A 12,559-nucleotide genomic window follows, 5' to 3' on the forward strand; every position below is an offset into this window, starting at 1 on the left:
TGCCGCGATGCGTCGAGTCACCCGCGTCCACTCGTTCAAGATCGCCTTCGGCTAGCGCCCTGCCGCCGGCCCTTCGGCAAGGGACGTCACCGCTCGGAGGACCGCGTCGGTGTCGGCAAGGGTCGGTAGGACCACCTCGGCGCCGGCAGCGCGGAGTTCGGTCTCGGTGGCACTGCCGGTGGCCACGGCAATGATCGGTGAACCCGCGATGTGGGCTGCCTGGACGTCACGCGGGGAGTCCGCGATGAACACCGTGGTCGACTCGGTGAAGCGGGCGCCGTGCTTCTCCCCCGCCCGGGTACGGGCCAGCTCCAGCAGGGCGGCTTTGCTGTAGACGCCGTTCTCATAGCCGCCGATCTCCAAGTCGAGAGCGTCGGCCAGACCGAGCTCGAAGACCTTGAGTACGGCGTTCGGCTGGATGGAGCCCGTCAGCACGGATTGCACGGTGCCGGGGAGGCGGGAAAGGGCGGAGACGGCCTCGTAGGCCCCCGGCAGCACCCGGCCCTGGGTCTTGATGTCCGCGCGGCGGGCCGCGAAGGCCTCGGCGAGCGCGGGTATGAACGCCGGCAGGTGATCGTCGGTGGTGACGATGTCGTTGAACGCGAGCGTCTCGAAGATGATCTCCGACTCGGTCCGGCCGGGGGTCGGTGCCAGCCGTACCAGTGGCCGTCCGGTGGTCCGCTGGAACGCCTCGGCGTAGGCCTCCCGGGTGACCCGCCCCACGTCCACCAGCGTGTGATCGATGTTCCACAGCACCAGGCGGTTCAGCGTTGCCATCCCGTTCCTTGCTCGACGTCCGTGAACCCGCGTCATGCGGCTCGCCCGCCGGTGCGGGCGAGCTAATCGTCGGCCCTCAGCCCCGTTCCCCGCAAGCCGACCGGGATCTGACCCATCGCGGGCCGGCGACAGGTCCACCGTCTACCGCGTCCACACAGCCAGGGCGGTGTCACCGTCGCCGCACCCCGGGATGCGGCAACTGCACTACGCACTCATCCGAGTGCTGATAGTAGTGGCAGTCGAACTCGCCGATGGTGGAGGTCACGTGGGCACGACTGTAGGTCAGGTGGTGCGAAGTATCGTCGCCGACGTCGCACCCGAAGAGCTGCCGTTGCTCGACGACCTGTCATGGATGGACGAAGCCCGCTTCGCGCGGCAGCTCAAACGTCAGGGACGGCGTCGGCCGCTGGGCTTCGGAGTCGAACAGACCATCGTTCTGGTCACGCCCATCGTGTGGATCGTGGTCGAGGACCTGGCCGGTCGCGCGGCAGGCTCCCTCATCACCCGCATGTGCGCGCGGACTCGGAACTCCGTCCGCAGACTGCTGCGGAGGCCACCTCCTCCCCCTCCCGCCATCCCGCCCCTGACGCCGCAACAGCTCGACATAGTGCTGAACCAGGTACGCGTGGCGGGAGATGCGGCCGGCCTCGAGCCGCATGTCGCCTCAAGCCTGGCCACCGCCGTGGTGGCCCATCTGGCGATCGACGACGGGCGCCACGAGACCACAGACCGGTAGATCCGCACCTTTGCCCGCGAACATCTCCCGCAGCCACGACTTCATCAGACTCGGCTCGACCCGCCGGTTCCTGCTCCTGCTGCTGTTCGTCCTGGCGTGGTCGCTGCGCATGATGTACGAGCTCGCGCTGGCGGCGAGCGATCCTTCGATCTACACCGAGTGCCTGCGTGCGGCCGGTCCGGTCCCGGGCGAACGGCTCGGCGGTATCGATCTCCAAGTGAAGGCGGAGCGATGCCGGTCGGAGACCTTCCACGCGGCGTTCTCGGCGGCCTTGAACGGTGTCGGAGTCGTGGCCGTCCTGGCAGGCGCCCTGTTCGCCTGCTTGCCGCTGCGGGCCCCGCGCCGCCACGCTCGGCGAGTCCTCCTCGACACGGGGATCACCGAGCCCGCCAACGAGAGGTGCAGGCCAGGAGCGCTGGAAGACCACTTGCGCGCGCTGGTGAAGATCTCCGGCCTCCCGTACTGCCGGATCGTCTTCGTCGCCGACCTGTCGGCGCGCCGGTCCTGTTCCGGCCGGACGTACCGGCGGCCGAGCCGGTACGTGGTGTGCCTGGATCAGGCGTTGGTCCTCAGCCGCCTCAAGCATCCAGAGCTGTTCCAGGCAGTGGTGCTGCACGAACTGGCGCACATCCGCAACCGCGATGTGAGCGTCGGCTACGCAGCCCAGGCCCTGTGGCGGACGTTCGTGGTTGCCGTACTAGCGCCGTACACGGCGCTGCAAGGGTGGGCAGTCCTGAACGGTGGCTTTCCCGGAGCCCACGGCGTCCTGGGGTCAGCGCAGCCCATGAACGCGGCTGCACTCGGCGTACTTGCCGCAGCACAGACCTACCTGCTCTACACCGTGGTGCTGCGGATGCGTGAGCATCTCGCCGACTTCGACGCGGTGCGCCTGGGCGCCGCTCCCTACGTGTGGGGCATCGATGCCCCGGCCCGCGGAGCGCTGTGGGCGATGATGCGGCGCGCATGGCAGACACTGACCGAGCCGTGGCGGGTGCACCCCAGTAACGCCTGGCGGCGACGCATGCTGGCCGATGCCGGATCGGTCGGCAAGGGCAGGAGTCAGCTGTTTCCGGTTCTGCTGGCCATCGGCGGAGCCATCGTCTTCGCCATCACGTTGCCCAAAGGTTCCGGATCCCAGTCGTGGCCCGTAGTCGTCCTCTTTTCGATGTTCTTCGCCGTCTTGGCGATGGCCGACGAACTCGGGCGCCCGAATCATCCAGGCAGGCACAAGTGGTCAGGCCATCATTCTCGAGGGTGCGCGGAAGGCTGCCAGCCCGAAGCCCTGGGCAAACTCAACCTTCTCGATGTCGAAAAGACCGTTAACTGCCGCCGATGCGAAGTACCCATCTGCCCTTACTGTTACGCTCCGCTGCCGGAAGGCAGCATATTCCTGTGTTCTCGGTGTGGCAGCGTCCCCGATGCGCGGCGCATCGACATCAACCTCTGGAACGAACACCGGGCCAGGTGTGCGAACGGCTGTTCGATCAACGGCACCTTCGGCCAGCCCCGCGAACCGACCAGCAGCTGCGACCGTTGTGGCCAGCTGCTCTGCCTCGGCTGCTCCCGCCGGTCATCTCCCAACATCTGCTTTCTCTGCTCCATGGGTCTGCCCAAGGAGCCGATGCCCATCATGAGCGACTCGAAAATCCAGTCCGGTCGCACTGCCCCTGGCGAGGGCTGGCGAATCCAGGGCCCAGGCATAATGTCGATCCACGTCGACACCTCGGTCGCAGGCTTCACCGGCACTCCCGTCTACTTCTGGGCCATATGCAACGCGCCACGCGACCTGAACGGTCGAGCAATCGTCAAGCACGAAACCGAAACCGGCTTCACTCTGTCCATCTTTTTCCGGGACGCTGACATTTCACTCGCGCAAGCCGATGCCGCAGAGAACGGCTGGTATGTCGAGTGGACGGCCTGCGATTCACGGCCTTAGACGGCGCGCGACGGCTCCGCTGGAAGAGGCGTTTGAGCGGAGCTGGTCCCCCGGCCCGCTGCCGGGGCCGGGGAACCAGTGGGTGACCACGGCGGGCGCGGGGGTCAGCCCATGTGGGGGTAGCGGTAGTCGGTCGGGGGAACGAATGTTTCCTTGATCGAGCGGGTGTTGATCCAGCGGATCAGGTTGAAGATCGAGCCGGCCTTGTCGTTGGTGCCGCTGGCTCGGGCGCCGCCGAAGGGCTGCTGGCCGACGACCGCGCCGGTCGGCTTGTCGTTGATGTAGAAGTTGCCCGCCGCGAAACGCAGCTTTTCGGTCGCGGCGGCCGCCGCGGCCCGGTCCTGCGAGATCACCGCGCCGGTGAGCGCGTAGTGCGCGACGCTCTCCATCTGGTCGAGCATCGTGTCGTAGTCGCGGTCCTCGTAGACGTGCACGCCGAGGATGGGGCCGAAGTACTCCTTGGTGAAGAGGTCGTCGGTCGGGTCGGCGGACTCCAGCACGGTCGGGCGGACGAACCAGCCCTCGGAGTCGTCCAGGCCGCCGCCCGCCAGGACCTTGATCGAGTCGAGGGCCTGGGCGCGTTCGATCGCCTCCCGGTGCTTGGCGAACGCCCGTTCGTCGATGACCGCGCCCATGAACGCCGACAGGTCCCCGGCGACGTCTCCCATGGTGAGCGCCTCGACCTCGTCGCAGAACTCGTCGCGCATCCGTTCCCAGATCGAACGCGGGACGTACGCGCGTGAGGCGGCCGAGCACTTCTGGCCCTGGTACTCGAACGCGCCCCGCACCATCGCGGTCCTGAGAACCGACGGGTCGGCCGACGGGTGGGCCACGATGAAGTCCTTGCCGCCGGTCTCGCCCACGAGGCGCGGGTAGCCCTTGTAGCCCGAGATGTTCTCGCCGACGGTCCGCCAGAGGTGCTGGAACGTCCCGGTGCTGCCGGTGAAGTGGATGCCGGCGAGCTCGGGATGCGTCAGCGCCACGTTCGACACCGCCTGGCCGTCCCCGGTGACCAGGTTGATCACGCCGGGCGGCAGGCCTGCCTCTTCCAGCAGCCGCATCGTGAAGTGCGCGGCGAACTGCTGCGTCGGCGACGGCTTCCAGACCACGACGTTGCCCATGAGCGCGGCGGACGTGGGCAGGTTGCCCGCGATGGCGGTGAAGTTGAACGGGGTGATCGCGAGCACGAAGCCCTCGAGCGGGCGGTACTCCATCCGGTTCCACACGCCCGGGGAGGAGCCCGGCTGCTGGGTGTAGAGCTGCCGCGCGTAGTCCACGTTGAAGCGCCAGAAGTCGATCAGCTCGCAGGCCGAGTCGATCTCCGCCTGCTGCACGGACTTGGACTGCCCCATGATGGTCGCGGCGTTCAGCGTCGCCCGCCACGGCCCCGACAGCAGCTCGGCCGCCCTGAGCAGGATCGCGGCCCGGTCGTCGAACGCCATCGCACGCCAGCCGGGGGCGGCCTCGCGCGCGGCGTCGATCGCGGCCCGCACGTCGTCGTCGGTCGCGTTCTTCAGCTGACCGAGCACATGGCCGCGGTTGTGGGGCTCCACCACGTCGATGGGCGCGCCGCCGCCGAGGCGCTGCTCGCCGCCGATCGTCATGGTCAGGTCGATCTGCTCGCCGCCGAGTTCCTTGATCTTGGCCTCGAGCGCGGCCCGCTCACCGCTGCCCGGCGCATAGGTCTTGACCGGCTCGTTCACCGGTACGGGCACGTTCGTGACGGCATCCATGTGATCGCTCCCAGAGAATCCGACATCGTTGTCGATACGCACGCATCGTCGCACGGGACGGGTGCCGCATCGCGGGGCTGACGACCGAGATCTACCCGTTGGGCGACGATGCCTACCAGGCACCTTAATCACCCATTTCGGGGATTAAGCGGTCAGATCACCCAGCTCCTGTGTGGCGTACCACATCAGTTCGTGCCCCTCCGCGCCGTCGACGGTGAACCGGGCGTCCTCGTCGCCCGCGTCGGCGGCGGCCAGGGCCTCGACGGCCGCGCGGACGTCGGCCTCGGCGTCGGCATCGTCCATATGCCCGGAAGCGATCTTCTGCCACGGAACGGCGGCGGTCACCCGTACCAGCGCGCGGGAATCGTCCGCCAGGGACACGCCACCGCGGGCCCATTCGACCTGCTGGTCGGGCACCTCGGCGGCCAGCACCACCCGGCGGGCGGGCACTTTGGGATCGTCGGCGAGCAGCCGCAGCGACGCCCTGGCGGCGGCGGTCATCGCCGCGTACTCCAGCTCCTCCAGGTCGCCGCCGGCGTACCACTCGCGGAGCGCGGGGGTCACCGCGTAGGCGGTGAGCGGCGCGGGACCGGCCTCGCGGGCCTCCAGCAGGCGGGCGAGTCCGGCGAGGGTGGACGGCAGGTAGACGCGCATGACGATCAGCCAGTCTGCCAGACCGGGGATCCCCGGGTCAGACCGACAGGCCCAGTCGGCTGAGGGCGTCGAGGGTCTCCGCCGGGCCGGTGTGCAGGATGCCCCGCATGCCAAGGGCTTCGGCGGCGGTGATGTTGTGCTCGATGTCGTCGATGAAGACGCAGTCTGCGGGCGTCAGGCCCAGGAGGTCGACGGCGTGCTGGAAGATCGCCTCGTCGGGCTTGCGCAGCCCCACCTCGCAGGAGATGACGACCGCGTCGAACAGGTCCGCGAAGAGGTCGCGCGGGTAGTCGTTGCCCCAGGAGTTGGAGAGCAGGGCGGTACGGATCCCGCCGGCGCGCAGAGTGCGCAGCGCGTCGTACATCGGCTCGACCGGCGTGAACGCGGTGAACATGCGGGCGATCATGCCCTCCGCCACGACCGGGCCGCCGTCCACGGTGAGCAGCTCGGCCGCCAGCAGGCGTTCGAACTCGGCAGGGGCGAGCGTGCCGTCCTCCAGGCCGTGGATCGGGTTGGTGCCCTCCCCGTCGTACGCCTGCCTGACCCAGGCGCGCATCACCGTCCGGTAGAGGTCGGCATCGATCTGGTCGGCGTCCAGCCATGTGGCGATGGCGTCGTTGAGTGGCGAGGTCAGGACCCCGCCCCAGTCGGTGATCACAGCTTTGACGGTCACGGCCCGATACTAGAGGCTTCCGGCCGGTCCAACCGAATGGCGTTCTGCCAGACGGCGTTCTGCCAGGTTGGCCATCTGGTCCGATCCGGACGCCCGGTTTGATCATGCAATCGGCGGAGGGATGCCGATCACATGATCACCGGACTGTGGACCTCAGGTCGGGAGCGTTCGGATTCGGGAGCGTTCGGGTCGAGGGACGGTTCGGATCATCGAGGGACGTTCGGATCAGGGAACGCGGAGCAGCGCCTCAGCCGGCACGCGCGCGAGCGCGCGCTGACCAGGCGGGGCTACGCGGATCTCAGACGCTGTAGCGCCTCTCGTACTCCTCCGTGGGACTCCTCCAACGCGACTGTGGCGCGCGCGGCCGGGACCTCGCCCAGGAGCGAGACCAGGGCGACGCGGGTGTCGCCCCCGGCCTCGGCGAGCGCGTTCTCACAGGTGAGGGCGTCCAGTCCGGTCGCCTCGGTGAGAATGCGCACCAGCCGGGCGCGGAGCTTGGCATTGAGCGCGTTCACGCTGACCATCAGGTTGGAGTAGGTCCTACCCAGCCTGATCATCAAGGTGGTGGAGAAGGAGTTCAGCACCAGTTTGGTGGCGGTGCCCGCCTTCATCCGGGTGGAGCCGCTGATCACCTCGGGTCCGGTGGCCAGCCCGATGTGCACATCGACCTCGTCGCCGTACGGTGTGTGGGGATTGCAGCTGATGAGCGCCGTGTGCGCCCCGGCGGCCGTGGCGGCGCGCAGGGCGCCGACGACGTAGGGAGTGCGGCCGCTCGCGGCGATGCCGATGGCGACATCGCCGGGCTGGACCTCGGCGGCGTCCCGGGCGCCCTGCTCGTGGTCGTCCTCGACCTCCGAGACCGCCTGGGACAGTGCGCGCGGTCCGCCCGCGTGGTGTGCGACGACCCGGCCCCAGATGCCGAACGTCGGGGGAAGCTCCGCCGCGTCGAGCGCGGCCAGCCGTCCGGACGTTCCGGCGCCGAAGTAGTGCACTCTGCCGCCCGCCCGCAGGGAGTCCACCGCGAGGTCCACCAGCCGTGCCAGCTCTGGCAGCACGTCCGCCACCACCAGGTGGACCGTGGCGTCCTCGGTGTTGATGCGGCGCAGCACCTCGAGGGTGGGCAGCGTGTCGACGTCAATGGTCCGTGGGTTCCGCCCCTCTGTGGGGAGTTCCAAGTCGATCACCGACGCCTCCGGTCGGGTCGCACGGTCCGCCCACGGACCGCCTCGTACGTGGCCTCCAGGGCCTTGCGGGTCTGCCCGAACGTCCGCTGCGCCACCCCGACGAAGACGCAGTCGACCACGGTCAACTGCGCCAGCCGGCTGGCGGTCGCGCCCGATCGGAACGTGGTCTCCCGCGCCGCCGTCGTCAGAATCAGATCGGCTACTTCGGCTATCGGGGACTTGGGGAAATTGGTCAGGGCTACCGTCGTCACCCCCTTGCTCTTGGCTACCTCCAGCGCGTCGATGGTCTCCACCGTCGCGCCCGTGTGCGAGATCCCGATCGCGACGTCCCCGCTGCCCAGCACCGCGGCGCTGGTCAGCATGATGTGGGCGTCCGACCAGGCGTAGCAGACTCTTCCGATGCGATGCATCTTCTGCTGGAAGTCCTTGGCGACGAAGGCGCTGGCACCGACGCCGTAGACGTCGACGCGTTCCGCGCCCACGACCGCGTCGACGACCTGCTCGAGCACCTTGATGTCGAGTTGGGCCGCGGTCTCCTCGACGGCCCGGGCGTCGGCGAAGGTCACCTTCTCCACGATCTGTTCGAGAGAGTCGTCAGGACTGATGTCGCTGCCGATGACCCGGCCGCCGGAGGCGCTCTGTGCCCTCCCCGCCTCCGTCGCCAGGGTCAACCGCAGCTCTGGGTATCCATGAAACCCGATCGCCCGGCAGAACCTGATGACAGTGGTCTCTGAGGTGCCACAGGTTTGGGCGAGTTCGGTGATGGTGGAGTTGGCGACCCCTTCGGGATCGTCGATGACGCGTTGCGCGACGCGGCGCTCTGCGGGGGGAAGCGATGGAAGCAGTGAACGCACCCTGACCACGGTGCTCAGCGGCGTCGTCTCCTTGACCGCCGCGTCGACCCCGGATGCTCTGGTCTCCCCTATGCCCCCTGGCTCTGAGCCGGTGGGTTTCCTCATGGAAGAAATTTTCTTACTTGTCGGATGTCACGTCAACGGTAGAAAGGGCTACGGTCGCCATGTGTTGACCCATTTGGCCGGTCCTTACGTGATCGGCATAGACGCGGGTGGCACGAAGACCCGCTGTGTCGTACTAACGCTCGGGGGCGCCCTGGCCGGTTCCGGAACCGGTCCTGGAGCCAACCCCAACTCCGGCGGCGATACCGCGGGTGCGCTCACCACCGCTCTCCAGACGGCGCTTGGTGACCTGGATCGTTCTCACATCCTCGCCGGCGTCTTCGGGATCGCCGGGGCCGGGTCGGCCGGCCGCCCCGCCGCCGTCAGCGCGGCGCGGCGCGCCTGGCAGGCCGTCGGGCTGCGCGGCTCGCCCGCCGTCGTGACCGACATCGCGGTGGCCTTCGCCGCCGGCACCAGCGCACCGAAGGGCATCGTGGTGTTCTCCGGTACCGGTGCCGGGGCCGCGGTGATCAGCGACGGCGCGATCGTGCAGCGCGCCGACGGCTACGGCTGGCTGGTCGGCGACGAGGGCTCGGCCGTGTGGCTGGGCCGGGAGGCGGTCCGGGCCGCTCTGGCGGCCTACGACGGACGGGGGTCACCGACCCTGCTCACCGAGTCGGTGCCCCGCGCGCTGCTCGGCGCGGCCGTCGTCACGGAGATCAACTCCAGTCGTCCGCGGCCACGGCACGAACGGCCCCTGGCGCTGGCCGGCGCACCCGCTCTCGCCTCCAGACCCGCACCCAGGAGCACTCCGGCGACCGTCCCCAGACCCGCCCCGCCCGGGGCGGTGGCGGTGACGCTCGATCCGGAGCACGATCTCCCGCCGCCCGCCCAGGCGACGCCGAACCCGCACCTAGCCCAGGCGATCATCAAGGAGGTGTACGGCCGCCCGCCCGCCGCGCTGGGCCGTCTCGGCCCGGTCGTCGCGGCCGCCGCGGCCGCGGGTGATCCGGTGGCCCGGCGGATCACCGAGGAGGCCGCCCAGTGGTTGCTGCGCGACGTCGACGCCGTCCGGCCGGCGCTGGCCGATCCGTACGCCCCGGTCGTCATGCACGGCTCGGTGCTGCGCGACGGCCCGGTGGCCGAGGCCGTCCGCGACGGGCTGCGCGACCGGTTCGCCGCCGATCCGCGGCGGGCCGGCGACGGTGCCGTGGGCGCCGCCGCCCTGGCCTTGCGCCGCCTCGGCCACGCTCTGCCGTAGTCCCGCCATTGGTCTGCGGCGGATCCGACACAGATCCGCCATGGACCGCCCTGGCCTGCGGCAGACCCGAGGCAGATCCGGCGCGTCATGTGCTCAAGATCACCAATTTCGGCATGACGCTGAAAATCCCGCTTCGCCGTGACTAAGCTGTGATCAAAGGTGGAGCGAACTCCGCCGGGCCGATGCGCCTTCGCGGATCCGGCCCCGGTGGTACCACCGGCCACAGACGTGGCATGTACCGATATTTGGCTGCGTTTCTCCGCAGCGTTGCCCGGCCGGTCTCCTCCGCGACCCTTTTTCGCGGCGGGCCTCAGTGTGTCCTCTCGTCATGCCGTGAGGACCCTCGACGCGCCCCAGACAGCCGGGTGACGGCCGATTCCGTACACCCACGTCGAATGAGGCTGCATGCGTCGCCGAACGCCGTCCCGCCATCGCCTGGTGCCCACCCGCTCGTTCCTCCGGCGCCTTTCCCGGACCTCCATCTCCGGCCAGAGGTCCCGCCGGGGATCGGGCCGGGGCTCCCGCCGGGCCCCCCGCCGAGTTCTCAGCCGAGTCTTCCGCCGTCCGGCCGTGCTCTGGGCCAAACGGCCGAGGATGCTGCGCGGCATACGCGGCTTCCTGGCCGCCTGCCTCGCCTTCTGTCTCGTGCTGATCGGCGCGGTCGTCGTCACGTACATCCGGACACCGCTGCCCACGGAGCCCCAGGACGGGGTGACCGACGAGGGCTCGGCGGTCTACTACGCCGACGGCCGTACGCCCGCGTTCCGGCTGGGAGCCAACCGTGAAGTGGTCCGCCATGAGCAGATCCCGGAGCACGTGCGCTGGGCCGTCATCGCGGCCGAGGATCGCGGCTTCTACAGCGGCCACGGCGTCTCGCCCATGGGGATGGCCCGGGCCCTGGTGAAGGGCGCGTCCGGCGGCGAGACCCAGGGCGGCTCCACGATCACCCAGCAGCTGGCCCGCAACTACTTCAAGGGGCTCAGCCAAAAACGCAGCTTTGACCGGAAGTTCAAGGAGATCTTCGTCGCGCTCAAGCTGGACGAGCACCGGAGCAAGAAGGAGATCCTGACGCTCTATCTCAACACCGTCTTCTTCGGCCGCCAGACCTCTGGGATCCAGGCCGCGGCTCGCGCGTACTTCGACAAGGACGTCTGGCAGCTGACCGTGGCCGAGGGCGCCCTGCTCGCCGCGATGATCCAGCGCCCCATGTACTTCCACACCCAGGGCGACACCCCGCCGGCGCGCGCCCTGCGAGCCAGATGGCAGTACGTGATCAACGGAATGGTGACGTTGGGCAAGCTGAGCCGCGCCCAGGCCGATCGGGAGCGGTTCCCGCAGACCCGGGACGAGTGGCGGGGCGTGGACGTCTCCGGGCAGACGCTGCTCGTCCGGCAGCGGGTCCTGGACGAACTGCGCGAGCTCGACGTGCCGATCCAGAGCGTGGTGAACGGGAAGCTGAAGATCTATACGAGCCTCGACCAGCGCTGGATGCGGTACGCGGAACAGGCGATGAAGGCCGCCGGGGAGCCCCGCTGGCCCGGCACCGTCCGCGCCGGGCTGATCGCGGTCGATCCGCGGGACGGCGCCGTGAAGGCGTTCTACGGCGGCGATCCGAAGCGCAGCCAGTACGACAGTGTCTTCAACCCGGTGGCGCAGGCCGGCTCGACCTTCAAGCCGTACGTGCTGGCAGCGGCGCTGCGGCGCGGCTACAGCGCCCGGTCGATCGTGAACGGCAGGTCCCCGCAGAAGTTCGCGCCGGACGGGCAGCTGACTCCGATGACCGCGCCCGGCTATCTGGTGGAGAACGACGAGAAGATCGGCTCGCTCGGCCCGGTCGACCTCGTCGAGGCGACCGCGCAGTCGGTCAACACCGGCTACGTCAAGCTGGGCTTCGAGGCCGGGCTGGACAACGTCGCGCGGACGGCCACCGACCTCGGCGTCCCGGCGGCCGCGCTCGCCCCGTTCAAGAACCAGGCCGGCATCACGCTGGGCACCGCCACCATCCCGGCGGCGGACCAGGCGGCCGGGTACGCGGCGTTCGCCAACGGCGGCCTCGCCGTCCGGCCCCATGTCATCACGAAGATCGTCGACGCGTGGGGCCGGGAGATCCCGCTGCCGTGGCGCCGCCCCGGACGCCGCGTGCTGACCACGGAGCAGGCGGCCCAGGTGACCTATTCACTCCGCCAGACCGTCCAGAAGGGAACCGGACGCCGCGCAGCGCTCACCGACCACGAGGCGGCGGGCAAGACGGGCACCACCGACCGCAACCGCGCCGCCTGGTTCGTCGGCTTCATCCCGCAGCTGTCGACCGCGGTGATGATGACCGACACCAAGGGCGCGCCGCTGAAGGGCCTGTACAAGCAGCGCGGCACGGTCTCCGGGGAGACCACTCCGGCGATGATCTGGCGGGCGTTCATGGCCAAGGCGGGCCGCGATCTGACGTTCGAGCCGCACGCCGAACCGGCCTTCACCGGTCAGGTCAGGAACTGGGCGCAGCCGTCGCCCGACAACCCGGCCGAACTCGCACAATGGTGCAGCCTGCCCGCCAACCGCAAGGCGCCCGCCTGCCTGAAGGCACAGGTCGGCCGTGGAACGTCACCGCTCGGCAGTGCGACAACGCCGCCCCGTGGTGCGACACGGCCGTCCGCTCGCCCGACGCCGACGCGAGTCGACACGCGGCTCCGGAACGGCTAACGTCGCGAGGTCAGA

Annotated in this window: 10 protein-coding genes; 4 read left to right on the forward strand and 6 right to left on the reverse strand. The window is 69.5% G+C overall.

The window, feature by feature from the left end; genetic code table 11:
* Positions 1–51: 51 nt before the first annotated feature.
* Positions 52–777 carry an HAD family hydrolase gene (locus F8566_RS04365; RefSeq protein ID WP_151558255.1) on the reverse strand — a complete coding sequence of 242 codons (726 nt, stop codon included), beginning with the start codon at positions 775–777 and terminating at the stop codon, positions 52–54.
* Between the two features lie 265 nt (positions 778–1,042).
* Between F8566_RS04365 and F8566_RS04370 the strand changes: the two genes are divergently transcribed.
* Both F8566_RS04370 and F8566_RS04375 read left to right on the forward strand, forming a co-directional pair.
* Positions 1,043–1,513 (forward strand): hypothetical protein, encoded by a 471-nt coding sequence (locus F8566_RS04370; protein WP_151558257.1) that lies wholly within the window; start codon positions 1,043–1,045, stop codon positions 1,511–1,513.
* A 109-nt stretch (positions 1,514–1,622) separates the two neighbouring features.
* Positions 1,623–3,449, forward strand: coding sequence for a M48 family metalloprotease (locus F8566_RS04375; RefSeq protein WP_151558259.1), 1,827 nt, complete (start codon positions 1,623–1,625; stop codon positions 3,447–3,449).
* A 104-nt stretch (positions 3,450–3,553) separates the two neighbouring features.
* On the opposite strand, the gene pruA is transcribed toward F8566_RS04375, so the two are convergent.
* From pruA to F8566_RS04400, 5 genes are all read right to left on the reverse strand, one after another.
* Positions 3,554–5,182, reverse strand: coding sequence for an L-glutamate gamma-semialdehyde dehydrogenase (gene pruA, locus F8566_RS04380; RefSeq protein WP_151558261.1), 1,629 nt, complete (start codon positions 5,180–5,182; stop codon positions 3,554–3,556).
* A gap of 144 nt (positions 5,183–5,326) precedes the next feature.
* Positions 5,327–5,836 (reverse strand): DUF6912 family protein, encoded by a 510-nt coding sequence (locus F8566_RS04385; RefSeq protein ID WP_151558263.1) that lies wholly within the window; start codon positions 5,834–5,836, stop codon positions 5,327–5,329.
* Positions 5,837–5,873: 37 nt separating this feature from the next.
* Entirely contained in the window at positions 5,874–6,509 is a 636-nt protein-coding gene (locus F8566_RS04390; RefSeq protein ID WP_225992871.1) for an HAD family hydrolase, read from the reverse strand.
* A 287-nt stretch (positions 6,510–6,796) separates the two neighbouring features.
* On the reverse strand, positions 6,797–7,693 hold the full coding sequence (locus tag F8566_RS04395; protein WP_192809511.1) for an N-acetylmuramic acid 6-phosphate etherase: 897 nt from the start codon (positions 7,691–7,693) through the stop codon (positions 6,797–6,799).
* Positions 7,690–8,652: a MurR/RpiR family transcriptional regulator gene (locus tag F8566_RS04400; protein WP_225992872.1), complete on the reverse strand. Its 963-nt coding sequence runs from the start codon at positions 8,650–8,652 to the stop codon at positions 7,690–7,692. The genes F8566_RS04395 and F8566_RS04400 overlap by 4 nt, the downstream gene beginning before the upstream one ends.
* A 61-nt stretch (positions 8,653–8,713) precedes the next feature.
* On the opposite strand from F8566_RS04400, the gene F8566_RS04405 reads away from it, so the two are divergent.
* Complete coding sequence (locus F8566_RS04405; RefSeq protein WP_225992873.1) at positions 8,714–9,850, forward strand: N-acetylglucosamine kinase; 1,137 nt, start codon at positions 8,714–8,716, stop codon at positions 9,848–9,850.
* Positions 9,851–10,255: 405 nt separating this feature from the next.
* The gene (locus F8566_RS04410) at positions 10,256–12,544 is read left to right on the forward strand and encodes a transglycosylase domain-containing protein (RefSeq protein ID WP_151558267.1); all 2,289 of its coding nucleotides are present in this window, start codon (positions 10,256–10,258) and stop codon (positions 12,542–12,544) included.
* Positions 12,545–12,559: the final 15 nt, after the last annotated feature.

The organism is Actinomadura rudentiformis, from assembly GCF_008923185.1.
Lineage (GTDB): Bacteria > Actinomycetota > Actinomycetes > Streptosporangiales > Streptosporangiaceae > Spirillospora > Spirillospora rudentiformis.

Coding starts and splice junctions, on each gene's coding strand:
- F8566_RS04365 (WP_151558255.1), bottom strand. CDS start 777: ATGGCAACGCTGAACCGCCTGGTGCTGTGGAACATCGATCACACGCTG.
- F8566_RS04375 (WP_151558259.1), top strand. CDS start 1,623: ATGATGTACGAGCTCGCGCTGGCGGCGAGCGATCCTTCGATCTACACC.
- pruA (WP_151558261.1), bottom strand. CDS start 5,182: ATGGATGCCGTCACGAACGTGCCCGTACCGGTGAACGAGCCGGTCAAG.
- F8566_RS04385 (WP_151558263.1), bottom strand. CDS start 5,836: ATGCGCGTCTACCTGCCGTCCACCCTCGCCGGACTCGCCCGCCTGCTG.
- F8566_RS04400 (WP_225992872.1), bottom strand. CDS start 8,652: ATGAGGAAACCCACCGGCTCAGAGCCAGGGGGCATAGGGGAGACCAGA.
- F8566_RS04410 (WP_151558267.1), top strand. CDS start 10,256: ATGCGTCGCCGAACGCCGTCCCGCCATCGCCTGGTGCCCACCCGCTCG.